The organism is Nocardia sp. IBHARD005, assembly GCF_052814245.1.
This window is the reverse complement of the sequence record NZ_CP199935.1, coordinates 2,229,571-2,254,305: the sequence shown is the minus strand read 5'-3', so window position 1 is coordinate 2,254,305 and position 24,735 is coordinate 2,229,571. Positions and strand designations below refer to the sequence as shown.

The 24,735-nt window shown below is 65.6% G+C and carries 22 protein-coding genes, 1 tRNA gene and 1 pseudogene; 8 read left to right on the top strand and 16 right to left on the bottom strand.

What is annotated here, in order from left to right; translation table 11 throughout:
* The first annotated feature begins 203 nt into the window (after positions 1-203).
* Together ACTWPB_RS10735 and ACTWPB_RS10730 are read left to right on the top strand one after the other, a co-directional pair.
* Entirely contained in the window at positions 204-527 is a 324-nt protein-coding gene (locus ACTWPB_RS10735) for a GNAT family N-acetyltransferase (RefSeq protein WP_446225510.1), read from the top strand.
* Positions 497-706 (top strand): annotated as a pseudogene (locus tag ACTWPB_RS10730) (pirin family protein); the annotation flags it as partial. The gene ACTWPB_RS10735 and the pseudogene ACTWPB_RS10730, both read left to right, overlap by 31 nt.
* Before the next feature lie 149 nt (positions 707-855).
* On the opposite strand, the gene ACTWPB_RS10725 reads toward ACTWPB_RS10730, so the two are convergent.
* On the bottom strand, positions 856-1,335 hold the full coding sequence (locus tag ACTWPB_RS10725; protein WP_446225509.1) for an SRPBCC family protein: 480 nt from the start codon (positions 1,333-1,335) through the stop codon (positions 856-858).
* Positions 1,332-1,664 (bottom strand): ArsR/SmtB family transcription factor, encoded by a 333-nt coding sequence (locus tag ACTWPB_RS10720; RefSeq protein ID WP_446225508.1) that lies wholly within the window; start codon positions 1,662-1,664, stop codon positions 1,332-1,334. The genes ACTWPB_RS10725 and ACTWPB_RS10720 overlap by 4 nt, the downstream gene beginning before the upstream one ends.
* 106 nt (positions 1,665-1,770) lie before the next feature.
* Here ACTWPB_RS10720 and ACTWPB_RS10715 point away from each other — a divergent pair, with 106 nt between their 5' ends.
* Together ACTWPB_RS10715 and ACTWPB_RS10710 are read left to right on the top strand one after the other, a co-directional pair.
* Positions 1,771-3,045 carry an FAD-dependent oxidoreductase gene (locus ACTWPB_RS10715; protein WP_446226297.1) on the top strand — a complete coding sequence of 425 codons (1,275 nt, stop codon included), beginning with the start codon at positions 1,771-1,773 and terminating at the stop codon, positions 3,043-3,045.
* Positions 3,046-3,151: 106 nt separating this feature from the next.
* Complete coding sequence (locus ACTWPB_RS10710) at positions 3,152-3,793, top strand: hypothetical protein (protein WP_446225507.1); 642 nt, start codon at positions 3,152-3,154, stop codon at positions 3,791-3,793.
* Here ACTWPB_RS10710 and ACTWPB_RS10705 read toward each other — a convergent pair.
* Entirely contained in the window at positions 3,777-4,646 is an 870-nt protein-coding gene (locus ACTWPB_RS10705; RefSeq protein WP_446225506.1) for a helix-turn-helix transcriptional regulator, read from the bottom strand. The genes ACTWPB_RS10710 and ACTWPB_RS10705 overlap by 17 nt on opposite strands.
* 100 nt (positions 4,647-4,746) lie before the next feature.
* Here ACTWPB_RS10705 and ACTWPB_RS10700 point away from each other — a divergent pair, with 100 nt between their 5' ends.
* Positions 4,747-5,757, top strand: coding sequence for an aldo/keto reductase (locus ACTWPB_RS10700; protein ID WP_446225505.1), 1,011 nt, complete (start codon positions 4,747-4,749; stop codon positions 5,755-5,757).
* Between the two features lie 62 nt (positions 5,758-5,819).
* Positions 5,820-6,494, top strand: coding sequence for a hypothetical protein (locus tag ACTWPB_RS10695; RefSeq protein ID WP_446225504.1), 675 nt, complete (start codon positions 5,820-5,822; stop codon positions 6,492-6,494).
* A 95-nt stretch (positions 6,495-6,589) separates the two neighbouring features.
* Here the strand turns inward: ACTWPB_RS10695 and ACTWPB_RS10690 are convergent, their stop codons facing one another.
* A complete protein-coding gene (locus ACTWPB_RS10690) occupies positions 6,590-7,120 on the bottom strand; it encodes a CGNR zinc finger domain-containing protein (RefSeq protein ID WP_446225503.1) in 531 nt (176 codons plus the stop codon).
* A gap of 38 nt (positions 7,121-7,158) precedes the next feature.
* Between ACTWPB_RS10690 and ACTWPB_RS10685 the strand changes: the two genes are divergently transcribed.
* On the top strand, positions 7,159-8,223 hold the full coding sequence (locus ACTWPB_RS10685; protein WP_446225502.1) for an EamA family transporter: 1,065 nt from the start codon (positions 7,159-7,161) through the stop codon (positions 8,221-8,223).
* 41 nt (positions 8,224-8,264) lie between these two features.
* Here ACTWPB_RS10685 and ACTWPB_RS10680 read toward each other — a convergent pair whose 3' ends face one another.
* The 7 genes from ACTWPB_RS10680 to rplJ form a co-directional block, all read right to left on the bottom strand.
* Positions 8,265-8,672 (bottom strand): type II toxin-antitoxin system VapC family toxin, encoded by a 408-nt coding sequence (locus tag ACTWPB_RS10680; protein WP_446225501.1) that lies wholly within the window; start codon positions 8,670-8,672, stop codon positions 8,265-8,267.
* Complete coding sequence (locus ACTWPB_RS10675) at positions 8,669-8,869, bottom strand: hypothetical protein (protein ID WP_446225500.1); 201 nt, start codon at positions 8,867-8,869, stop codon at positions 8,669-8,671. The genes ACTWPB_RS10680 and ACTWPB_RS10675 overlap by 4 nt, the downstream gene beginning before the upstream one ends.
* 84 nt (positions 8,870-8,953) lie before the next feature.
* The gene (locus ACTWPB_RS10670) at positions 8,954-12,907 is read right to left on the bottom strand and encodes a DNA-directed RNA polymerase subunit beta' (protein WP_446225499.1); all 3,954 of its coding nucleotides are present in this window, start codon (positions 12,905-12,907) and stop codon (positions 8,954-8,956) included.
* A gap of 105 nt (positions 12,908-13,012) precedes the next feature.
* Positions 13,013-16,513 carry a DNA-directed RNA polymerase subunit beta gene (rpoB, locus tag ACTWPB_RS10665; RefSeq protein WP_446225498.1) on the bottom strand — a complete coding sequence of 1,167 codons (3,501 nt, stop codon included), beginning with the start codon at positions 16,511-16,513 and terminating at the stop codon, positions 13,013-13,015.
* A 644-nt stretch (positions 16,514-17,157) separates the two neighbouring features.
* Complete coding sequence (locus tag ACTWPB_RS10660) at positions 17,158-18,237, bottom strand: ABC transporter ATP-binding protein (RefSeq protein ID WP_446225497.1); 1,080 nt, start codon at positions 18,235-18,237, stop codon at positions 17,158-17,160.
* A 232-nt stretch (positions 18,238-18,469) separates the two neighbouring features.
* Positions 18,470-18,853: a 50S ribosomal protein L7/L12 gene (rplL, locus tag ACTWPB_RS10655; RefSeq protein WP_378901895.1), complete on the bottom strand. Its 384-nt coding sequence runs from the start codon at positions 18,851-18,853 to the stop codon at positions 18,470-18,472.
* A 135-nt stretch (positions 18,854-18,988) separates the two neighbouring features.
* On the bottom strand, positions 18,989-19,525 hold the full coding sequence (rplJ, locus tag ACTWPB_RS10650; RefSeq protein ID WP_446225496.1) for a 50S ribosomal protein L10: 537 nt from the start codon (positions 19,523-19,525) through the stop codon (positions 18,989-18,991).
* Between the two features lie 417 nt (positions 19,526-19,942).
* Between rplJ and ACTWPB_RS10645 the strand changes: the two genes are divergently transcribed.
* On the top strand, positions 19,943-21,559 hold the full coding sequence (locus tag ACTWPB_RS10645; protein WP_446225495.1) for an MFS transporter: 1,617 nt from the start codon (positions 19,943-19,945) through the stop codon (positions 21,557-21,559).
* 91 nt (positions 21,560-21,650) lie between these two features.
* On the opposite strand, the gene rplA is transcribed toward ACTWPB_RS10645, so the two are convergent.
* From rplA to ACTWPB_RS10620, 5 genes are all read right to left on the bottom strand, one after another.
* The gene (rplA, locus tag ACTWPB_RS10640) at positions 21,651-22,364 is read right to left on the bottom strand and encodes a 50S ribosomal protein L1 (RefSeq protein WP_266293661.1); all 714 of its coding nucleotides are present in this window, start codon (positions 22,362-22,364) and stop codon (positions 21,651-21,653) included.
* Between the two features lie 154 nt (positions 22,365-22,518).
* Entirely contained in the window at positions 22,519-22,953 is a 435-nt protein-coding gene (rplK, locus tag ACTWPB_RS10635) for a 50S ribosomal protein L11 (RefSeq protein ID WP_446225494.1), read from the bottom strand.
* Between the two features lie 215 nt (positions 22,954-23,168).
* Positions 23,169-23,990 (bottom strand): transcription termination/antitermination protein NusG, encoded by an 822-nt coding sequence (gene nusG, locus ACTWPB_RS10630; RefSeq protein WP_446225493.1) that lies wholly within the window; start codon positions 23,988-23,990, stop codon positions 23,169-23,171.
* Positions 23,991-24,102: 112 nt separating this feature from the next.
* The gene (secE, locus tag ACTWPB_RS10625; protein ID WP_446225492.1) at positions 24,103-24,483 is read right to left on the bottom strand and encodes a preprotein translocase subunit SecE; all 381 of its coding nucleotides are present in this window, start codon (positions 24,481-24,483) and stop codon (positions 24,103-24,105) included.
* 108 nt (positions 24,484-24,591) lie between these two features.
* Positions 24,592-24,664 (bottom strand) — tRNA-Trp (locus ACTWPB_RS10620).
* Positions 24,665-24,735 lie beyond the last annotated feature (71 nt).

Genomic DNA, 24,735 nt, shown 5'->3' with positions numbered 1-24,735 from the left:
ACGTGGCACGCACCGCGGTGCCCGCCGCGCGCCGAACTGGGTGTGGCGTTCGTTCCGTACTCGCCGCTGAATCGCGGCTTCCTCACCAACGCATTCACTCGGCGAAAGAGCAGACCGGCGATCGTCCGGGTCGCCGGCACGGTCGGCACGTTCGCGTACCGATCCTCAGCGCACCGGTACCGGTGCGGAAGGAGCGCAGGCAGATGACCGAGGCCACCGATCCGCGGCGCCGCGTCGTGCACAACGTCGAGAAGAACCGCTACGACGTGTTCTTCGACGATGAGCTCGCCGGTTTCGCCGAGTACATCGAGCGCGACAACGACACCGATTTCATCCACACCGAGATCGACGACCCGTTCGCGGGCAAAGGGCTCGGCGGGGTACTCGCCCGCCAGGCCATCGAGGACGTGATCGCCCGCGGACGCACCGTCACCGCGCACTGCCCGTTCATCCGCGGCTGGCTGAACAAGCACCCCGAGTACGACGCCGCATCCTCCCGCACCCGCACATCGGCTTGCAGACGGTGACCTGGCCGCTCGACGGGCGCATCCGGCATCGTGATTCGGTGGGCTCCGACGTCGAGATCGAACCGGGGCAGCTGAACCTGATGACCTCCGGTCGCGGCATCGCGCACTCGGAGTTCGGCGTACCCGGCGCCGAGCCGGGCCACGGCCTACAGCTGTGGATCGCCTTGCCGGGCACCGCGCAAACGAGCGACCGGCTGCGCTCACCGCTGACTCGGCGCCGAGGTCGAGTCGCCCCACGAACCAGCCTGCGCGAGCTGAATCGGCCGCAGCGGGATCAGACCACGCCTGCACCCGATGCGGCTCCCAGCGCCGCATCGGGTGTGCGCGATCAGCGACCGCCGGCAAGCAGGGCGTCGAGGGCGCGGTAGCTGTCGTTGAGGCCGCCCTCCATGCCCGAGGCCAGCATGCCCGCGCATTCGTCGGCCGTGTGGAAGACGCTGTCGGTGACGACCCGGGTACGGCCGTCGCCGAGGTCGATGAAGGTGGTGGCGTCGATGGAGATGTGGGCGGGCATGCCGTCCCATTCGAAGGACTGCACGATGCGTTCCTTCGGGGCGATCTCGCGGAAGCGGCCTTCGAATCCGTAGGACTCGTCCCCGTCGTGTTCGACGAAACGCCAGTGCCCGCCCTTGCGGAACTCCCAGCGCTCGACGTCGACCACGTGTCCACGACCCCACCAGCGCGAGAGCTGCTCGATGCGGCTGAAGGCGTCCCACACCCGGTCCAGCGGCGCGTCGAAATCGCGTTCGATGTGAACTTCGCGGTCCGAGGTGGAGGTGATGACCGCGTCATTGGTGGTTGTGCTCATTGCTCTGGCTCCGTTCGTTGCAGGAATTCACCGAGACGGTCCATCCGGGCCTCGAGCATCTGCCGATAACCCTGCATCCAGGCCACCTCACGATCGAAGACGCGCTCGCAGATCCGGCAGTACCGCACCCGCCCACGCTTCTCGGTGACCACCATGCCCGCGTCCTCGAGTAACCCGATGTGCTTCTTGATGCCGGTCAGGGTCATCTCGAACCGCTCGGCCAACTCGCTGATACTCGCGGGCCCACGCCCGAGCTGCTCGAGGATGCCCCGCCGTGTGGGGTCCGCGAGCGCCCCGAACGAGGCGTCTAGGAAGTCATACTGAACCATCTAGTTCAGTATTGCGCAGCGGCCGCAGGCAGTCAAGGCCCTTTCGGCAAACCATGGACGCGCCAGCGGATTTTCTACTACGCTTTGTCGTAGATCGTGGTGGGAAATCATCGAGGGGGAACTCATGGACAAGACCACATGCTGCATCGTCGGCGGCGGCCCCGCGGGCACAATGGCAGGCCTGCTCCTGGCCAGAGCCGGTGTCGACGTCACCGTGCTGGAAAAGCATGCCGACTTCCTCCGGGATTTCCGTGGCGACACGGTGCATCCATCGACGGTGCGGCTGATCGACGAACTGGGGCTCGGCGCCGAGTTCGCCGAGTTGCCGCGCTCCGAGCTGACCCAGATGCGCATGTACGCCGGCGACCGCATGGTGATCGCCGCCGATCTCACGCGGATTCCCGGCAAGTACCGCTACATCGCCATGGTGCCGCAATGGGACTTCCTCGACCTGCTGACCAGCGCCGCCGCCGAGGAACCCACCTTCACAGTGCGCATGCGCTCGACCGTGATCGGGCTGATCGACGAGGCGAGCCGGGTGGCCGGCGTGCGCTACCTCGATGCCGACGGCGTCGAACACGCGTTGCGAGCCGATCTCGTGATCGCCTGCGACGGACGCGATTCCGTGACGCGCGAGGCAGCGGGCCTGCGTCAGCGGATGGAGGACGTGCCGATGGACATGTGGTTCTTCCGCATCCCCAAAGCGGCCGACGATACCGACGGCGGGGCCGTACAGGCCCGCTTCACCAGCGGAAACTCCGCGGTGGCCATCGACCGCGGCGACTACTACCAGACCGGCTACATCATCGAAAAAGGCTGCGACGCAAAGCTTCGCGCCGCACACGACGTGCGGTGGCTGCGTGATCGCGTCACCGAACTCTTCGGCTGGTCCACCGAGGCGACGGCGGCGATCCAGACCTGGGACGACGTCAAGCTGCTCGAGGTCACGGTGGGCATGCTCGACCGGTGGTATGTGCCCGGCCTGCTCTGCCTCGGCGATGCCGCGCACACGATGTCACCGGTCGGTGGGGTCGGGGTCAACCTCGCGGTGCAGGACGCGGTAGCGGCCGCGCGCATCCTGGCGCAGCCACTACTCGACGGCACCGTGCAGACCGCCGACCTGGAAAAAGTACAGCGCAGGCGGATGCTGCCCGCGAGCTTCACCCAGCGATCCCAGCGTGGCGAGCACGACATGCTCATCGGGCCCGCGTTGCGGGGAACCCTGCGCATCGCGCCACTGCCACTGCGTGTTGTCGACGCCGTGCCCGCGCTCGCCGGACTCACCGCCTACCTCGGCGGCATCGGCCTGCGCCCCGAACACGCACCGGAGTTCGCGCGACGTCCACAAACCGGCACCGAACCGTCGAACGCGACGCGCTGATCCGCCCTACCGCCCCAAGCCGACTTTCCGAAAAGGGCCACAACGGCTAGGTTTGCCGCGACGAACGGGACTAATCGGACCGGGTGAAGCAGCAGGAGGCTTGCGGATGAGGATCGGCACTGGGGTCGGGGCGGCCCTGCTAGCGATGGGGGTCATCGTGGCGGCGGCCGGAAACGGGCACGCCGAGCCCACTGCGGTTGTCGCCGAACAGCCGACCCCGGCACCTGCACTGCGCGGGGTGGACAAGGGTGTGAACTACCAGGTGAGCGCGACCGACGATCGGCGCGCGGTGGTCACCAGCATCGACACGGGGCGGTTCCAGCTCGTCCACGACGCGAAAGTTGTCGCGGTGACCGATGAATCGGGTACGGTACTCGCCGCGCTGCCGATGGTCGTGCGCGTCGGCGAGCACGCAGTGCCGCTCACACCGTCGATCGACGAGAAGGGCACCAGCCTGACCCTCACCCCGGTCAGCGAATCCACCGAGCCGGTGCGCGACATCAGCGCACAGGAACGCTTCTTCGCCGAAACCCAACGCCTGCAACCGAAGATCATCGAGGGTGCCGCCATCGGGGCCGCCATCGGTTTCGTTCTCGGGTTCCCGCTCGGCCTGTTCATCCTGGACTTCATCACCGTCCCGGTCGCCACGGTGGCGGGCGCGGCGATCGGCGCGCTCGCGGGCTACGCCTTGGCAGGCGGCCAGCCCGCGATCGACACCGCGCTGGCTTACGTCACCGGGGCGCCCTGATCGCCTCTTGCGCGGTGGGGCTGAGTAGCTGGGTACCGATCACTCGGAGCAGCGCCATCTTCTCCGCCGCGTCCGTGCCGGGGCGCGGCAGGTAGACGAGCAGTCGCTGGGCCGCGTTCGGAGTGAGCAGTGTTTCGCAGATCGTGTCGATCAGACCGATTTTCGGGTGCAGGAACTGCTTGGTGTCGGAGATCCGCACGGCCACTTCGTGGTCGTTCCACAGCTCTTCGAATTCCGCACTGTTGCGTCGTAATTCGCTGATGAAGCTGGTGACCTCGGCGTCGTCGGCCCGGCGTGCTGCGGTGGCGCGCAGATCGGCCACGTGACTGCGGCTCATCCGGGCCCAATCCGATTCGGGGAACAGCGTTCTGGCCGATAGATCGGTGAACCAGCGCCAAGAGTAGAAGCGGTCGAGGCCGCGACGGGTGCTGTGGTCGCCCGCCAGCAGGCTGTGCATGCGATTCTGGACGAGGACCTCGCCGAGATCGGTGATCACGGCGGCGGGGATGTCGTCGAGTTTGTCGAGCACGTGCAGCAGTCCGGGGCCGACATGCTTGTCGCGCACCCCACGGTCCGGGGATTGGTGGCCGCACAGGTGGAACAGGTGGTCGCGTTCGTCGGCGCTCAGCCGGAGCGCGCGGGCCAGCGCGGCGAGGACCTGGGTGGACGGGCGTGGACCGCGGGCCTGTTCGAGGCGGGTGTAGTAATCGGTCGACATGCCGGTGAGCAGGGCAACCTCGTCGCGGCGCAGGCCGGGAGTGCGTCGGCGCACGCCGGGCGGCAGGCCCACATCGGCGGGGGTGAGCAGTTCCCGGTGACGGCGCAGGAAGTCGGCCAGCTCGGATCGGTCCATCTCTCCATCGTGCCCGCCGCGGCGCCGCCCAGCCAGGGACCGGCGATCCCCCGATGAACGATCTCTCCCGCGAACCGCACCCGCGGCGCAGGCTCGAAGCATGACGAACTCACAGATCCCCACCGTTGTGCTCGGCGACACCGGCCCCCGCGTGAGCCGCATCGGCCTCGGCGCCATGGGAATGTCGGGCATGTACGGCGCCGCCGACGACCGTGAATCGACCGCGACCGTGCACGCCGCCATCGACGCCGGCATCACGCTGATCGACACCGGCGACTTCTACGGCGCAGGCCACAATGAAATGCTGATCGGCAAGGCCATCGCCGAACACGCCCGCGAAGACGTGGTACTCAGCGTGAAGTTCGGTGCGCTGCGCGGTCCGGGCGGGACGTGGGGCGGATTCGACGGGCGCCCGGCCGCGCTCCGCAACTTCCTCACCTACACGCTGACCCGGCTCGGCGTCGACCACATCGACATCTACCGGCCCGCGCGCCTGGATCCCGAGGTGCCGATCGAGGACACCGTCGGCGCCATCGCCGAACTGGTCGAGGCGGGATACGTGCGCCATATCGGACTCTCCGAGGTCGGTGCCGACACCTTGCGACGTGCCGCGGCCGTGCATCCGATCGCCGACCTACAGATCGAATACTCGCTCATCTCCCGTGGCATCGAGAAGGAAATCCTCCCGGTCGCAAGGCAACTCGGCACCAGCATCACGGCCTACGGTGTGCTCTCGCGTGGGCTGCTCAGCGATACCTTCCGCAGCGGTGGGCCGTCGGCGGCGGACGACTTCCGCGCGCACAGCCCACGGTTCCAGGGCGACAACCTCATTCGGAACTTGCGATTGGTCGAAGCACTCGCTGATATCGCTGCTACGAAACACGTTTCGGTCGCGCAGTTGGCGATCGCGTGGGTGCTGAGCCGAGGTGCGGACGTGGTGCCGGTTATCGGCGCGCGCAGCCGGACCCGCCTCGACGAGACGCTCGGGGCGCTCGCGATCTCGCTCACACCGGACGAGCTGGCCATGATCGAAGCGGCAGCGCCCGCCGACGCTGTCGCGGGTGAGCGCTACGCGGCTGAGCAGATGGCCGTGCTGGACAGCGAACGCTGATCACGCCGCCCGTCTCCGCTAACGTTGACAGCAGAAGTCCGCACGGGTGGGTGGTGATCAGAGTGGTGTTCGACCCGCTGGCCGATATCGAACGCGCCCTGGCCGAACAGGCTGGGTGGACGTGGTTCGACGACTACCTGCTGTACACGTGCGGGGTGGCCGATCTGCTGGCGCGCGGTGAGGTGGCGCTGATCCCGCACACGGCGACGCGGGTGCGGACCGAGCCGGGCGAGGTCGGCCTGGCCGAGGGCGCGGTCAACTGGTACACGTGGCGGACGACGGGCGACGGCAGCCGGGCTCGTCGTCAGGTCCCCGTCGCCGGTCCGGCCCCGATCGCCGCGGCCGCGCAGTTGGGCAACGCGGTCGTGAACCGGACGCGGCGCACGCAAGCAGCGGCTGCCACGCAACCGCGCTGGGTGGCCGAGCGGGCCGGGTCGGTGATGATCTCGGACCGGCGGTTGCACCTGACCGATCCCGAACGGTCGTTCTCGCTGTACTGGTCGGCACTCGAGTCCATCGACCTCACCGCGCCGGATCGGATCGGCTGCCGGTTCCCCGACCGGGAAGGCAAGCTGCAGCAGATCCAGGTTCAGAGTCCTTGGGCTGTACTGCTTTTCGTCACCGCCGCGCTGCAACACTTTCCGCATCACCCGCTGTTGAAGACCGGCACCTGGCTGCCCGCCGGGTTCGAGGACAAGTGCCATCTCGCGGGGAAGAAGTGCCCGAAGGTCCGGTAGCCCGCTGTCGTGCCGCCGGGCATCGAAACCCGGCGGTCTGCCCGGCTCGAACTAGCCGATGCGCGTGAGCAACCGCCCAGCCAGGTCGACTCCGATCACTTCTGGCGCGCACGGTAGGCGGCGACGGCGTTGCGATTGCCGCACGCGGTGCTGCAATAGCGACGGGAGCGGTTGCGGGACAGGTCGAGTACCAGTCCCGCGCAGTCCGCGTCGGCGCAGCTCGAGAGTCTGCTCAGGTCGTCGGCGCGGATCAGGTCGATCATCGCCATCGCGGTTTCGACGGCGATGCGGACCGGGAGTGGAGCTTGCGCCGGGACCGCGTGCACGTGGTAGTCGACGTCGCCGTGGCGGACCAGCTGCGGCACGGCGCGGTGCTCGGCGAGAGTCTCGTTCACGAGCGTGACGGCGGCGTCACGGTCGCTGGTGAGCATCGCGCGCAGCGGCGCGCGCAGGGCCTGGACAGCGGTCAGTTCGGCCGCGTCGCCGGTGTGCGCGCCCGTGTAGATGTGGCGATCGAAGAACTCGGCGAGCTGGGCCGTTTCGGTCAAGGTGTCAGGGTCCTCGGCGGAATTGACCAGTTCGACCGCCGCCAGCAGGGCCGCCTCGGTGTCATGAGCAAAAACCACATTGACATATTACCGCAGGTTGCTTACCGTCATTAGTCATGGTGACTTTGACTAATGACAGCGCGATCCGGATGCGATCCGGGCTGCTGCTCGCGCTGGCGTCGGCCACCTCGTTCGGGCTGTCCGGCCCGCTCGCGCGCGGGCTGATGAACGCGGGGTGGAGCGCGGCCGCCGTCGTCGCCGCCCGGGTCATCCTCGCCGGGGTGGTGCTCCTGCCGCTCGCGCTCCCCCAGCTGCGAGGCAACTGGAAACTGGTGCGCGCCAACGCGAGTCTCATCGGCGCGTACGGGCTGGTCGCCGTGGCAGGCACCCAGCTCGCCTATTTCAACGCCGTCGCGCACATGGAAGTCGGCACCGCGCTGCTGATCGAATACACCGCGCCGATCGCCGTGGTGGGCTGGTTGTGGGTGCGCCACCGGCAACAACCCGGCGCGGCCACGATCGGCGGCGCGGTTCTGGGCATCACCGGGCTGCTCCTCGTTCTCGACGTGGCCTCGGGCCTGTCGACCGATCCGATCGGCATCGCCTGGGCCCTGGCCGCGATGGTCGGCGCCGCGGCCTATTTCGTCCTCTCCGCCCAGGGCGGCGACCTCCCCGGCACCGTCCTGGCCTGCGGCGGCCTCCTGATCGGCGGCCTCACCCTGATCCTGGCGGGCTTCGCGGGCATCGTCCCCCTGCGCGCCACCACCGAACCCGTCGCCTTCGCCGACTTCACCACCCCCTGGTGGATCCCCATCCTCCTCATCGGCATAGTCACCGCCGCCATCGCCTACGTCACCGGCATCGCCGCCACCCGCCGCCTCGGCTCCCGCCTGGCCTCCTTCGTCGCCCTCACCGAAGTCCTCGCCGCCCTGATCTTCGCCTGGATCCTGCTCGGCGAAGCCCCCCGCCCCATCCAATTACTCGGCGGCGCACTGATTCTCATCGGAGTCGTCACCGTCCGCCTCGGCGAACCCGGCGACACCCCGCCCGGCGCAGTACGACCTGCTGGACTGCGGGCGGCAACTGATGACAGCCTGGTCGGACATCGAGTTGGCGGCGACGCGATAGACGGTGAATGCCATCGCCAGCGCACCGATCACAGCGAGAGCGACGACGACTAGGTGATTTCACACGGGCGACTGTACTCAGGAAGCAGCGGCGGTCAGGGAACGACGTTGATGTAGTCGAGGCCTGCTGTCCGGACGGCGCGGAAATGGTGGTCGGCTGTGGCGATGTCGCGTATGTGTAGGCGCTCGGCCACAGCAATCAACGAAGCGTCGGCCGCGCCGAGTGGGAAGTCCGCGAACTGCTTCATCAACTCGACGATTCGGTTCGAGTCAGCTGGGTCGAATTCTTCGCGGAAGAGCTTGTCGCGCAACGTCTCCATGAACTGGATCTCGACCTGGGCGCCTGCGTACTTCTGCAACAGGTACGTCACCTCGGCGACGATATAGGGCGTCACGACGAAGTCGTCGGTCCTCGATGACAGGTACGCCTTCATCTCAGCATGCCGCTTGTCTTTGCGATTCATCACCGCGACAAGAACATTCGCATCGACGATGAGCGTCACTCGGACTCGAACAGATCGTCATCCATACGCTCGCTGAGGTCTTCTGGGCCGTCGAACGACGGCAGGGCGGCCAGGCGATCCCGCACGGGGTCTTGGACCAAACGGAGCAACGCCTCGCGCGCGGCCGGAGCCGTCTCTGGTCGAAGTTGTTCAACCAGACGATGCAGCTCGGGGTAGTGATCGTAGGCCGCGGTCATGAGTCCAACGATACCTAAGTTGCGCAGCCGTGAGACGACGAACGCCCCGCTCCTTGGTAGGAGCGGGGCGTCCTTGTTCACGGACTAGCGGTAGTCGCTGAAGCCGTAGTCGTCCAGCGGCACTGCTGCGCCGGTGGAGGAGCCGAAGCTGTCCGGGGAGTAGTAGGTGTCGTCGTAGGACGGCACCGCGTACGCCGCGGCACGGGCTTCTTCGGTCGGCTGCACCTGGATGTTGCGGTAACGGTTGATACCGGTACCGGCCGGGATGAGCTTACCGATGATCACGTTCTCCTTCAGGCCGATCAGCTTGTCGGAGCGGCAGTTGATGGCCGCGTCCGTCAGCACTCGGGTGGTCTCCTGGAAGGAGGCCGCCGACAGCCACGAATCGGTGGCCAGCGACGCCTTGGTGATACCCATCAGCACGGGACGGCCCGAGGCCGGCTCGCGGCCTTCGGCCACCACGCGACGGTTCGAGTTCTCGAACTCGGCGCGCTCGGTGAGCGAACCGGGCAGGAACTCGGTCGCACCCGAATCGATGATCGTCACACGACGCAGCATCTGGCGAACGATGACCTCGATGTGCTTGTCGTGGATCGACACACCCTGCGAGCGGTAGACCTCCTGGACCTCGTGGACCAGGTGGACCTGCACCTGACGGGGACCCATCACGCGCAGCACCTCGTGCGGATCGGCAGCGCCCTCGAGCAGCTGCTGACCCACCTCCACGTGGTCACCGTCGGCCAGCAGACGCTCGGAGCCGTCGTCGTGCTTGAAGACACGCAGACGCTGACGCTTCGAGAGCTTGTCGTAGACGACTTCCTCCGACCCGTCATCAGGGATGATCGTGATCTTGTAGAAGCGGTCGTCGTCCTCGAGCCGCACCCGACCCGAGACCTCCGCGATCGGCGCCTTGCCCTTGGGGACACGGGCCTCGAAGAGCTCCTGAACACGCGGCAGACCACCGGTGATGTCGTCGCCCGCGACGCCACCCTGGTGGAAGGTGCGCATGGTCAGCTGGGTACCGGGCTCACCGATGGACTGGGCCGCGACGATGCCGACGGCCTCGCCGATATCGACCAGCTTGCCGGTGGCCATCGAACGGCCGTAGCAGGTGGCGCAGACGCCGGTGCCGGTGGTGCAGGTCAGCACGGAGCGGACCTTCACCTCGGTGATACCGGCCGCGAGCAGCGCGTCGAGCGCGGGGTCGCCGAGGTCGGCGCCCTTCGTCACGATGACATTGCCCTTGGCATCCACCGCGTCGGACGCCAGGGTCCGGGCGTAGGTGGAGGTCTCGACGTGCGCGTCACGGATGATCGTGCCGTCGGCCAGCTTCTCCGCGATCGGCACCAGGATGCCGCGCTCGGTGCCACAGTCCTCTTCGCGGACGATGACGTCCTGCGACACGTCGACCAGACGACGGGTCAGGTAACCCGAGTCGGCGGTACGAAGCGCCGTGTCAGCCAGACCCTTACGAGCACCGTGGGTGTTGATGAAGTACTCGAGCACGGTCAGGCCCTCACGGAACGAGGACTTGATCGGGCGCGGGATGAACTCACCCTTCGGGTTCGTCACCAGGCCCTTCATACCCGCGAGGGTACGGGTCTGGGTGAAGTTACCCGTGGCACCGGAGTCGACGATCGTGATGATCGGGTTGTCCGGCGGGTAGTGGGTACGCAGCGCGGCACCCACTTCCTCGGTGGCTTCCTGCCAGATCTTGACCAGGGCGTTGTTGCGCTCCTGGTGATCGAGCGCACCACGCTGGTACTTCTTCTCGATCAGGTCCGCCATGGTCTCGTAGCGTTCCATGATCTCGGGCTTCTCCGGCGGAACGAGCACGTCCGACATGGAGACGGTGACACCCGAACGCGTGGCCCAGTAGAAGCCGGCGTCCTTGAGCTTGTCGACGGTCTGCGCGACGACGATCATCGGGTAGCGCTCGGCCAGATCGTTGATGATCGTGGCCTGACGCTTCTTCGGCATCGGCTCGTTGATGAACGCGTAGTCCGCCGGGAGCAGATCGTTGAAGATCACCCGACCCAGAGTGGTCTCGGCCAGCCACGCGTCGCCGCGCTTCCAGCCGTCCGGGAACTGCTCGTTCTCGATGTCGCGCGGCGGACGCTGCTCGGTCAGCCGCACCTTGATGGTGGACCGCACGGTCAGCTCGCCACGATCGACGGCCATCTGTGCCTCGGCGGGCGAGGAGTACACGCCGTACTCCGGCACGTCCTTGGCGGCGGCCTTGTAGGTGCCCGCACCGTTCTCGTCGAGACGGGTCAGGTAGAACAGGCCCGTCACCATGTCCAGACGCGGCATCGCCAGCGGGCGACCCGACGCCGGGGACAGGATGTTGTTCGACGACAGCATCAGGATGCGTGCCTCGGCCTGCGCCTCCGCGGACAGCGGAAGGTGCACGGCCATCTGGTCACCGTCGAAGTCGGCGTTGAACGCCTCACACACGAGCGGGTGCAGCTGAATGGCCTTGCCTTCGACCAGCTGGGGCTCGAAGGCCTGGATGCCGAGGCGGTGCAGGGTGGGCGCGCGGTTGAGCAGCACGGGGTGCTCGGCGATGACCTCTTCGAGGACATCCCACACCTGTGCGCGCTGACGCTCGACCATCCGCTTGGCGGACTTGATGTTCTGCGCGTGGTTCAGGTCGACCAGACGCTTCATGACGAACGGCTTGAACAGCTCGAGCGCCATCAGCTTCGGCAGACCACACTGGTGCAGCTTCAGCTGCGGACCGACCACGATGACCGAACGGCCCGAGTAGTCGACGCGCTTGCCGAGCAGGTTCTGACGGAAACGACCCTGCTTGCCCTTGAGCAGATCGCTCAGCGACTTCAGCGGGCGGTTACCCGGTCCGGTGACCGGACGGCCACGGCGGCCGTTGTCGAACAGTGCGTCGACCGACTCCTGCAGCATCCGCTTCTCGTTGTTGACGATGATCTCGGGCGCACCGAGGTCAATCAGTCGCTTGAGGCGGTTGTTGCGGTTGATCACGCGGCGGTACAGGTCGTTCAGGTCGGAGGTGGCGAAACGGCCACCGTCGAGCTGAACCATCGGACGCAGCTCCGGCGGGATCACCGGGACAGCGTCGAGCACCATGCCCATGGGCGAGTTGCCGTTGGTCTGGAAAGCCGCGACGACCTTCAGACGCTTGAGCGCACGCAGCTTCTTCTGGCCCTTGCCCGAGCGAATGGTCTCGCGCAGGCTCTCGGCTTCGGCGGGAATGTCGAAGTTCTTCATCAGGATCTGGATGGATTCCGCACCCATCGCACCGGTGAAGTACTCGCCGTAGCGGTCGACCAGCTCGCGGTAGAGCACCTCATCGACGATGAGCTGCTTGACCGACAGCTTGGTGAAGGTCGTCCAGATCTCGTCGAGGCGGTCCAGCTCACGCTGCGAGCGGTCGCGCAGCTGACGCATTTCGCGCTCGCCGCCGTCCTTGACCTTGCGACGCACGTCGGACTTGGCGCCCTCGGCTTCCAGCTCGGCCAGGTCGGCCTCGAGCTTCTGCGCACGGGCCTCGAGATCGGCGTCGCGCTGATCGCCGACAGACTTCTTCTCGACCTCCATCTCGGCCTCGAGGGTGCTGAGCTCGTTGTGGCGCAGCTCCTCGTCGACACCGACGATGACGTAGGCGGCGAAGTAGATGATCTTCTCGAGATCCTTCGGCGCCAGGTCGAGCAGGTAACCCAAGCGCGACGGAACGCCCTTGAAGTACCAGATGTGGGTAACCGGGGCGGCCAGCTCGATGTGGCCCATCCGCTCACGACGCACCTTGGCGCGAGTCACCTCGACGCCACAGCGCTCACAGATGATGCCCTTGAAGCGGACACGCTTGTACTTGCCGCAGTAGCACTCCCAGTCCCGGGTGGGACCGAAGATCTTCTCGCAGAAGAGCCCGTCCTTCTCCGGCTTGAGCGTGCGGTAGTTGATGGTCTCCGGCTTCTTCACCTCGCCGAAAGACCACTGGCGGATGTCATCGGCGGAGGCAAGGCCGATCCGGAGTTCATCGAAGAAGTTGACGTCTAGCACGTAACTTCCTTTCCCCTATTCGGGTCGAATTCGAGCAAAAGTTCACTAGTTGTCGAGCGCGGTGCGCGGTGCGATCGCTTCCACAGCGACCGCACCGCTTACCACCTAGTTCGCCAGATCGTCGATGGTGGCGGCTTCGTTCCTGGACAGGTTGATGCCCAGGTTCGCGGCCGCGCGCTCCAGATCCTCGTCCTCGCCGCCGCCCATCTCGATCGCGGCGCCGTCCGAAGACAGCACCTCGACGTTGAGGCACAGCGACTGGAGTTCCTTGAGGAGCACCTTGAACGACTCCGGAATGCCCGGCTCCGGAATGTTCTCGCCCTTGACGATCGCCTCGTAGACCTTCACGCGGCCGACCACGTCATCGGACTTGATGGTCAGGAGTTCCTGCAGCGTGTACGCCGCGCCGTAGGCCTGCATGGCCCAGCACTCCATCTCACCGAATCGCTGACCACCGAACTGCGCCTTACCACCCAGCGGCTGCTGGGTGATCATCGAGTACGGACCGGTCGAACGGGCGTGGATCTTGTCGTCGACCAGGTGGTGCAGCTTCAGGATGTACATGTAACCGACTGCCACCGGGTACGGGAACGGCTCGCCGGAGCGACCGTCGAACAGGGTCGACTTGCCGTTCTCGTCGACCATGCGCTCGCCGTCACGGTTGGGCAGCGTCGACGCGAGCAGACCGGTCAGCTCGTCATCCTTGGCACCGTCGAAGACGGGCGTGGCGATGTTCGAGTCGGCGGGCGCGGCCAGCATCTCCTCGGGCAGCGTGGCCGCCCACTCGGGACGCGTGCCGTCGGTGGCCACGTCGATGTTCCAGCCGGCCTTACCGATCCACCCGAGATGGGTTTCCAGGATCTGGCCGATGTTCATACGACGGGGCACACCGTGGGTGTTCAGGATGATGTCGACCGGTGTGCCGTCGGGCATGAACGGCATGTCCTCGATGGGGAGGATCTTGCCGATGACGCCCTTGTTGCCGTGGCGACCGGCGAGCTTGTCGCCGTCCTGGATCTTGCGCTTCTGGGCCACGTAGACGCGGACCAGCTCGTTCACACCGGGAGGCAGATCGTCGTCGTCTTCGCGCGAGAACACGCGAATGCCGATGACCTTGCCGGACTCACCGTGGGGCACCTTCAGTGAGGTGTCGCGCACTTCGCGCGCCTTCTCACCGAAGATGGCACGCAGCAGCCGCTCTTCCGGGGTGAGCTCGGTCTCGCCCTTGGGCGTGACCTTGCCGACCAGGATGTCGCCGTCGCGAACCTCGGCACCGATGCGGATGATGCCGCGCTCGTCGAGGTCGGCGAGGACCTCATCGGAGACGTTCGGGATATCCCGGGTGATCTCCTCGGCACCGAGCTTGGTGTCGCGGGCATCGATCTCGTGCTCTTCGATGTGGATCGAGGTGAGAACGTCCTCTTCCACGAGGCGCTGCGACAGGATGATCGCGTCCTCGTAGTTGTGGCCTTCCCACGGCATGATCGCGACGAGCAAGTTCTTGCCCAGCGCCATCTCACCGTTCTCGGTGCAGGGGCCGTCCGCGAGGACCTGCCCCTTCTCCACCCGATCGCCCTCGTCCACGATCGGACGCTGGTTCGAGCAGGTGCCCTGGTTCGACCGGTTGAACTTGCGCATCCGGTAGGACTTGCGGCTGCCGTCGTCGGCCATCACGGTGACGTAATCGGCCGAGACCTCTTCGACCACACCGGGCTTCTCGTTCACGACGACGTCACCGGCGTCGACGGCTGCGCGCAGCTCCATGCCGGTACCCACGATCGGGGACTCGGAACGGATCAGCGGCACGGCCTGACGCTGCATGTTCGCACCCATGAGGGCACGGTTGGCGTCGTCGTGCTCGAGGAACGGGATCATGGCCGTCGCGACCGACACCATCTGGCGCGGCGAGATGTCCATGTAGTCGACCTGCGCCGGCGTCACGAACTCGACCTCTTCGCCCGCACGGCGGACCAGGACCTTCTCCTCGAGGAAGCGGCCTTCGGCGTCGACCGGGGAGTTGGCCTGCGCGCGAACGTAGCGGTCTTCCTCGTCGGCGGTCAGGTACTTGACCTCGTCGGTGACCTTGCCGTCGACAACCTTCTGGTACGGCGTCTCGATGAAGCCGAACGGGTTGACCCGCGCGTACACCGACAGCGAACCGATCAGGCCGATGTTCGGGCCTTCCGGGGTCTCGATCGGGCACATGCGGCCGTAGTGCGACGGGTGGACGTCACGAACTTCCAGACCGGCGCGCTCACGGGACAGACCACCCGGGCCAAGTGCCGACAGGCGGCGCTTGTGGGTCAGACCCGACAGCGGGTTGTTCTGGTCCATGAACTGCGACAGCTGGGAGGTTCCGAAGAACTCCTTGATCGCCGCGACCACCGGACGGATGTTGATCAGGGTCTGCGGCGTGATCGCCTCGACGTCCTGAGTCGTCATCCGCTCACGAACCACGCGCTCCATGCGGGACAGGCCCACGCGGATCTGGTTCTGGATGAGCTCACCGACGGTGCGCAGACGACGGTTACCGAAGTGGTCGATGTCGTCGATCTCGACGGGGACCTCTTCACCGCCGGGGGCGGTCATCATGCGGTCACCGGCGTGCAGGCGCACCAGGTACTCGATGGTGTCGACGATGTCTTCCTTGGTGAGAACCGAGGAGGTCACCGGCTCGTGCACGTGGATGCCGAGCTTCTTGTTGATCTTGTAACGACCGACGCGGGCCAGGTCGTAGCGCTTCTCCTTGAAGAACAGGTTCTCCAGCAGAGTCTGCGCGGACTCCTTGGTCGGCGGCTCGCCCGGACGCAGCTTGCGGTAGATGTCGAGCAGCGCCTCGTCCTGGCCGGGCGTGCTGTCCTTCTCCAGGGTGGACATCATGATCTCGGAGAAGCCGAAACGCTCGACGATCTCCTCGGTCGTCCAGCCCAGCGCCTTGAGCAGCACGGTGACCGGCTGACGGCGCTTGCGGTCGATACGGACACCGACGGTGTCGCGCTTGTCGACGTCGAACTCCAGCCACGCGCCGCGCGACGGGATCACGCGCACGCTGTGCAGGTCCTTCTCGGTGGTCTTGTCGATGTTGTGATCGAAGTAGACGCCCGGGGAACGGACCAGCTGCGAGACGACGACACGCTCGGTGCCGTTGATGATGAAGGTGCCCTTGTCGGTCATCATGGGGAAATCACCCATGAACACCGTCTGACTCTTGATCTCGCCGGTGTTGTTGTTGATGAACTCCGCGGTGACGAACAACGGCGCCGCGTAGGTCATGTCCTTCTCTTTGCACTCATCGATGGAGGCCTTGACCTCTTCGAAGCGCGGGTCAGAGAACGACAGGGACATGGACCCGGAGAAGTCCTCGATCGGCGAGAGCTCCTCGAGCACCTCCTCGAGGCCGCCTGCGAGACCGACGTCGCCGCGAGCGGCTGCCTTCTCGCGCCAGTCGGGTGTACCGACCAACCAGGCGAACGAGTCCGTTTGTAGGTCGAGAAGTCCGGGCACCTCCAAGGGCTCTCGGATCTTCGCGAACGAAACCCTCAACGGGGCTCCGGGGATACCAGCCTTGGTCTGGGTGGAGACTGCCAAGATGCGTCCTTCCAGCACCTCACGCGCGTCGCGTGGTGGTCCGCGACCGTCGCTTGTCTGCTACGAATTCCGCTGGTTACAGCCCGAACGAAACCAGAACAAGCAGCAGCGGAAGTAACACCGGAAGGGTGGAACTTTCGAGTGCGAATCAAGGTGTGGACAGGAGGCAGCCAGCGCAACGTCCAAACTTACACCCCTAGACAAGGGAGTGTCAACATACCATCCGTGTGACCGCACGCACGGGATAACGCGCCGAAGCCCTGAACGCTGGCTGCGTCGGGTTCCTGCACCGCTGCGCGCCCCGCTGCCGGCTCCCCCGAGCCGACTGCTCACTTGGCGCTGAGCCCTCTATTCAACTGGCGCCGACCCCTGTCAGCTGGTGCTGGGCCGAATTCTCGCTGGCGCTGATGCCCCTCAACAGCTCACGCTGCTGTGAATAGGGTGACGGTTTGCGGGCCCCTCGTCAAGTGGCGCGCGCAGGTCTGTTCGCGAGGCGAGATCGCCTGGCGCGCTGGGGATCCCCCACCCGGCGCCGCGGTCATTTTACTCGCGACACGCCGTGCGCGCCAGCTGGCCGACGGCCGGTCAGCAACTGTTTTCCGCCCTGTCACGCAGAAGAGCCCCGGCCGTAGGCCGGGGCTCATCCGAGGCGTGAAAGTCGCTCAGCCGTTGATCTGGCCGTGCGGAACCGTCTTGAACGTTTCGGTGGGCTGATCGTTGCCACCGTAGGCCGCCATCACCTGAGTGTCATCGGAGGAATCCAGCGACTCGCGGATCGCCACCTGCGCCGCGTGCGGCAGGGTGTGGATGATCTCGCGCACGCGCGCCTGGCGGCGGAACACGGCCTGACGGGCGGGCATGCCGGGCTCGGCCTTCATCTGCGGGATGATGCCTTCGATCTCCTCGGCGCCACCGTGGTGGTGACCGGCATCGGCGAGTGCCTGCTCGCGTGCCATCTGCGCCTCGTCCTTCTCCTCCGACATACCGATCGGGCCGATCATGCGGCCGTTGAGGAACTGCTTGACCACCGGCTCCTCGCTGGTGAGCAGCACCTCACGGGGACCGAACATCACCAGGTTGCGGCGGAAGAGCATGCCGATGTTGTCCGGCACGGTACGGGCCAGGTTGATGTTGTGCGTCACGATCAGGATCGTGGCGTCGATCTGCGCGTTGATGTTGAGCAGCAGCTGCGCCAGGTACGAGGTACGCACCGGGTCCAGGCCCGAGTCGGGCTCGTCGACGAGGATGATCTGCGGGTCGAGAACCAGCGCACGGGCCAGACCGGCGCGCTTGCGCATACCGCCGGAGATCTCGCCGGGCAGCTTGCCCTCGGCGCCGAGCAGACCGGTCAGCTCGAGCTTCTCCATTACAACGCGACGGATCTCGGATTCCGTCTTCTTCGTGTGCTCACGAAGCGGGAAAGCGATGTTGTCGTACAAATTCATCGAGCCGAACAGCGCGCCGTCCTGGAAAAGGACGCCGAACAGTTTGCGGATCTCGTAAAGCTCCTTGTTGGAGCAGGTCATGATGTCGGTGCCATCGATGAAGATGGACCCACGCTCGGGTCGCAGCAGACCGATGAGCGACTTCAGGAACACCGACTTACCCGTACCCGAAGGGCCGAGCAACGCACTGACCTCACCCGAAGGGAGCGTGATCGACACGTCCTGCCAAATTCGCTGTGAACCGAAGGATTTGGTTACACCCTCGGTCCTGACCTCGACGCCCACTGCTACCTCCATTGATCCCTGCGAGCACCCACCCGCGTTCCCGCGCGCTCACATCACGGCGGTGCGCCACCACTGGTGTGGGTCCGGTCACTGTAACCCATCAGTGAGACGGGGCACACCCCTACATGACTGAAGAGTAACCTGACGCGGTTTCTACGACCCGGATCACTTTCGCATGTCCGGACAAATAGCAAACGGGCGGCCCGGCAAGGACCGCCCGTTCACAGCAGCACAGGTGTGCGAATTACTTGACGGACACCTTGGCGCCGGCCTCTTCGAGCTTCGCCTTGGCGGCCTCGGCGGCATCCTTGGCGACCTTCTCCAGGATCGGCTTCGGGGCACCCTCGACCAGGTCCTTGGCTTCCTTCAGGCCCAGGCCCGAGACGATCTCACGGACCACCTTGATGACCTGGATCTTCTTGTCGCCTGCACCCTCGAGGATGACGTCGAACTCGTCCTGCTCCTCAGCGGCCTCGGCCGGGGCAGCGCCACCGACGGCGGCAACGGCGACGGGGGCAGCAGCAGTGACCTCGAACTTGTCCTCGAACGCCTTCACGAAGGAGGACAGCTCCAGGAGGGTCATCTCCGAGAAAACGTCGAGCAGCTCTTCAGTGGACAGCTTGGCCATGATTGTTCCTTTCGGTGGTGAATGTCTTTGCGCGCGGGCGTAATACCCGAGCTGTGTCTATCGGCGGCACTCACGGGCCCTACGTGGTTACGCAGGCTTGCGCCTCCGGGCCCTGAGCTCGCGCCGCAGGGGGTATTACTCGGCAGCAGCGCCTTCGGCAGCCTGCTTCTTCTCCTGCAGCGCGGCGGCCAGACGGGCCACCTGACCTGCGGGAGCGTTGAACAGACCGGCTGCCTTCGACAGGTTGCCCTTCATCGCGCCGGCCAGCTTGGCCAGCAGGACCTCACGGGTTTCCAGGTCGGCGATCTTCTCGACCTCGGCCACGGACAGCGCAGCGCCGTCCATGTAGCCACCCTTGATGACGAGTGCCTTGTTGTCCTTGGCGAAGGTCTTGAGGGCCTTCGCGGCCAGGACGGGCTCACCCGAAATGAAGGTGATGGCGGTCGGTCCGACGAACAAGTCGTCCAGGCCCTCGACGCCCGCTTCCGCGGCAGCGATCTTGACCAGGGTGTTCTTGGCGACGGAGTACGTGGCGTCGGCGCCGAGCGCACGACGCAGCTCGGTGAGCTTGCCGACCGACAGGCCACGATATTCCGTGACAACAGTGGCCGTGGAGTTCTTGAACTGCTCCGCGATCTCCGCGACAGCGGTGACCTTTTCAGGTTTCGCCATACTTCGCCTCCTCTCTGATGTCGGTTTCGTTGGTGCACTACCGAATCAGGGGCCGGCGACAAAACGAACGCCCCGGACGCAAGGCGTACCGGGGCGCAAAATAACTTCGGCCTCAGCTCTCCCTGCGTGGGTCGCCGGCAATGTCGCCGGACCTTCGATCGACACCGTGAAATTCGGCATCAACGACCAACGGTCTTCGGTAGAACGAATGGGTGTGGTCTTCGCCGGATGTATGCACATCCCGCATGACCGTTGACCACTGTACCCGCACCTACCCCCATCTGCCAAAACGGGGGTCCGCAGGTCCGATTCCGCCGAATTTGTTGTGACTCAGGCCACCTCGGCACCGCGATGTGTCAGTGATCCTACAAAGAAGGTGTTACGAACGGTGACAGTAATCTGGTTCACTTCATAACTATGGCAACTTCCATAGTCGCTCCACCAGTGCTGCTGGACCGGCGTTCGCAGCGGTTTCTCGCGCTCGCCGTCATCTGTCTGGCCGAATTGCTGGTGGTGCTCGACAACACCATCGTCAACGTCGCCCTCCCCTCCATCGGCGTCCAGCTACGGACCGGCGTCTCCGGCCTGCAGTGGGTCGTCGACGCCTATACCCTCACCTTCGCGGGCCTGTTGCTGGCCGCGGGCAACCTCGGCGACCGCTACGGCCGACGCAGGATCATGACCATCGGCCTCGTCGGCGTCGCGGCGATGTCGGTCGGCGGCGCACTCGCCGAGACGATGACGCAGGTCATCGTCGCGAGGGCCGCGATGGGCGTCTTCGCAGCCGCGGTCTTTCCCGCCACCCTCGCCCTGATCATCAACATCTTCACCGACCGGCGCGAACGCGCGCTGGCCATCGCCGCCTGGACCGCGATGGCCGGTTTCGCGATCGCCATCGGCCCGATCTCGGGCGGCTGGCTGCTCGAACACTTCAGCTGGCATTCGGTGTTCTGGATCAATGTGCCGGTAGCGGTGGTCGCGTTGATCGCCACGCTGCTCTGGGTGCCCGAATCGCGTGCCGACAAGGTCGGCAAACTCGACCTCGTCGGCATCGGACTCTCGATCGCGGGCATCACGCTGGTGGTGTGGTCGATCATCGAAGCACCGCACAACGGGTGGCTCTCGCTCACCACCCTGTGCAGCGCGACCTTGGGCGTCGCCCTACTCGCGGCTTTCGTCACCTGGGAATTGCGCACTGCCGCACCGATTCTCGATATGCGACTGTTCCGCAATCGCCGATTCTCGTTGCCCGCCCTCGCGATCGCGATCGCCTACTTTTCGATGTTCGGATTCTTGTTCCTGATCACCCAGTACTTCCAGGGTGTCCGCGAATACTCCCCGCTCGAATTCGGTATCGCCTCACTGCCGTTCGCCTTCTCGGTGGCGATCGGCGCACCGGTGGCCACCCTGCTCGCCCAGCGATTCGGCACGACCGCGGTACTGGTGATCGGCCTGCTACTCACCGGCCTCGGGCTCTACCTGGGTGGACAGGTCACCGTGGACAGCACCTACCTCATCGGCGTGCTGCCTGCGATGGTGTCGATGGCACTCGGCCTCGGCATCGTGCAGGGACCAGCCACCGAATCGATCATGTCCTCGCTCCCGCTGAACGAGGCGGGTGCGGGCTCGGCTGTCAACGACACCACCCGCGAGATCGGCGGCACCCTCGGTGTGGCGGTACTCGGCTCGATCGTCGCCTCGTACTACACCAGCCGCATCGCCGACCGGGTCGACGCCATCCCACTGACCATCATGAACGACAACGAGAAGAGCCTGGTCAAGGCCAGCCCGCTCAGCGTCCTCGAGCTACGCAAACGCGAACTCACCCCGTTCCTCGAGACTCAGCGCGAGAACCTGATCGTCACGATGAAATCCGCGACCCTGCAGGGTGCCCACACCGCTTCATTGGTCGCGACCGGCGCGGTGCTGGTATGCGCGGTGATCGTCGCGCTCTTGCTGCCGTGGAAACCGCAGGAGGGCGAATCGGTGCTGCTCGGCTGGCGCGCCAAGCCCGAGAGCACCGACCCGGACTAACCGAACGGATACCCCAGCAACGCCGCGAGGGTGGGAACGCATTGCGTTCCCACCCTCGCGGTTGCTCTAGGAGCTAGCGGTCAGCCGAAGCTCACGCATCCTCGTCGAGGAGGTTGCGGGTGCGGTTCGGGTCCACCGGGATGCCCGGTCCGGTGTTCGTCGAAACCGTGATCTTCTTGACGTAGCGACCCTTGGCGGTCGACGGCTTCACACGCAGGATCTCGTCCAGCGCGGCGCCGTAGTTCTCCACCAGCTTGGCGTCGTCGAAGGACGCCTTGCCGATGACGAAGTGCAGGTTGGCCTGCTTGTCGACGCGGAAGTTGATCTTGCCGCCCTTGATCTCGTTGACGGCCTTGGTCACATCGTTGGTGACGGTGCCCGTCTTCGGGTTCGGCATCAGACCACGCGGGCCCAGGACACGCGCGATGCGGCCGACCTTGGCCATCTGATCCGGGGTGGCGATCGCGGCGTCGAAGTCGAGCCAGCCGCCCTGGATCCGCTCGATCAGGTCCTCGGCGCCCACGGCGTCGGCGCCGGCGGCCTCGGCCTCGGAAGCCTTCTCGCCCGCGGCGAACACGATGACGCGGGCAGTCTTACCGGTGCCGTGCGGCAGGTTGACGGTGCCACGGACCATCTGGTCGGCCTTGCGGGGATCCACGCCGAGACGGACGGCGACCTCGACGGTCGCGTCGGTCTTGGTGGTCGCGGTCTCCTTCGCCAGGCGCGCGGCGGCCAGCGGGGAGTACAGCGCGTCGCGATCGACCTTCTCAGCAGCGGCGAGGTACGCCTTGCTTCGTTTTGCCATGATTTTCTGTCCTTAGAGTTTCGAGTTCAGATGTGGTTGTCGGGCCTGGCCGGCCCTCCCACATGGAGCGAGATTCGCTCAGCCTGCAGTGTCTGATCGAAGGCTTCGTTACGCCTGCGTGGTTACGCTGCGCTGCCGCCTCCGGCGCTGACACTCAGCCTTCGACGGTGATACCCATCGAACGCGCGGTACCGGCGATGATCTTCGCGGCCTGATCGAGATCAGTGGCGTTGAGATCCTCGGCCTTGGTCTTGGCGATCTCCCGGACCTGGTCCATGGTGATCTTGGCGACCTTGGTCTTGTGCGGCTCAGCGGAGCCCTTCTGCACACCGGCGGCCTTGAGCAGCAGACGAGCGGCAGGCGGGGTCTTCAGCTTGAAGTCGAACGTCCGGTCCTCGTACACCGAGATCTCGACCGGAATGACGTTGCCACGCTGCGACTCGGTCGCGGCGTTGTACGCCTTGCAGAACTCCATGATGTTGACGCCGTGCTGACCGAGCGCGGGGCCGACCGGCGGTGCCGGGTTGGCTGCGCCGGCCTGGATCTGCAGCTTGATGATCCCGGCGAGCTTCTTCTTCTTGGGGGGCATCTTTCTTCCTTGGCTTTCTGGGGTTCGGTTCCTTACGGTTGCCGTAAGCCTCGTATCCGCGCACGACTAGGCCCCGACAAGTACTGCGGGGAAGTCAGAACACGAACCATCACACTCTACCGGACCAGCCACACGACCCAGCAATTGGGTGGCGACCAGCGCAAACACCAACGGCACCGCCGGTGAGCGGTGCCGTTGACGCGAGTGTGGAAATCTTAGATCTTGGAGACCTGGGTGAAGTTCAGCTCGACCGGGGTCTCACGACCGAAGATCGACACGAGCACCTTGAGCTTCTGCTGCTCGGCGTTGACTTCGGAGATCGAGGCGGGCAGCGTCGCGAACGGGCCGTCCATGACAGTGACCGACTCGCCGACCTCGAAGTCGACCTCGATGGTGGGCTTGCCCGAAGCCGAGCTACCGGCATCGGAACCACCGGCGGCGGCAGCGGCGGCCTTCTTCTGCGCCTGCGCACCGGCCGGAACCAGGAACTTCACGACCTCGTTGATGGTCAGCGGGGTCGGCTTGGCGCCGGGGCCACCGCCGGTCATACCGACGAAACCGGTGACGCCGGGGGTGTTACGGACCGCGCCCCACGACTCGTTGTTCAGTTCCATCCGGACCAGGATGTAGCCCGGCAGCACCTTGCGGTTGACGTTCTTCTTCTGGCCGTTCTTGATCTCGGTGACCTCTTCGGTCGGCACCTCGACCTGGAAGATGTAGTCCTCGAGGCCTAGGTTCTGCACGCGGGTCTCGAGGTTGGTCTTGACCTTGTTCTCGTAGCCGGCGTAGGAGTGCACGACGTACCAGTCGCCGGGCACGCGGCGCAGCTTGGTCTTCATCGACTCGATCGGGTCGGCCTCGGGGTCTTCTTCGGTGGCGACTTCTTCGATCACGGCTTCGTCGGCGACAACCTCGTCGGCAGCGGCTTCGTCGGCATCGGTGAGCTCGGCGGCCTCGACCTCGTCGGTGGCGGTTTCCGCCGCGACAGCGTCGTCAACCGGGAACTCGTCGTTGGTTTCGTTCTCCGGGGTGCTCACTGAGGCACTCGCTTCCTGTGTCGTCACGTACATCCTCTGGGCCGGGTCGGGTGCGCGGAGGCACACTCCGCCGTTCCGACCCGCGATCGGCTACCGGCGTGGGTGTCGGCGATCAGCCGAACAGCCAGTCGACACCCTTGACGAACGCTACGTCGATCCCGGCGATGAACGCGACCATGAAGACCACGAACACCAGAACGACGGCCGTATAGGTGACCATCTGCTTCCGGTTGGGCCAGATCACCTTGCGCAGTTCCGCGATGACCTCTCGCAGGAACTTGAGCAGCCGCTTGAACGGGTTGCCCGTCTTTGCCTTACCGGCAGTCTTGTCTGCCTTGTGCGAGGCCGATGACCGATCGAGCGTGGCCACCGATCCGGTGTCTGCCGGAGCGTCCGACGCGCGCACACGACGAGCAGACCGCTTGCCACTCGGTCGAGTGGCAGCGGCGGTGTCCTCGCCGTCTTCGCCGCGAGTATCCCGCTCGTCGCTCACGTCGTCTCCTCGCTTCGCTCGGACACGCCGTGCGCGAAGCGCGCTGGCCTGCTGGCTCGCTCGCTTCGCTCGCTCACGTCGATCCTCTCTCGTCGCTGGCATTAAGGGCAGGGGCGACAGGACTTGAACCTGCAACCTGCGGTTTTGGAGACCGCTGCTCTGCCAATTGAGCTACGCCCCTTCGGTTGGACCAGCCTGAGCTGTAGTGCCCAACCACATTCGATATTCGGTTATCCCCAGTGTCACACAACA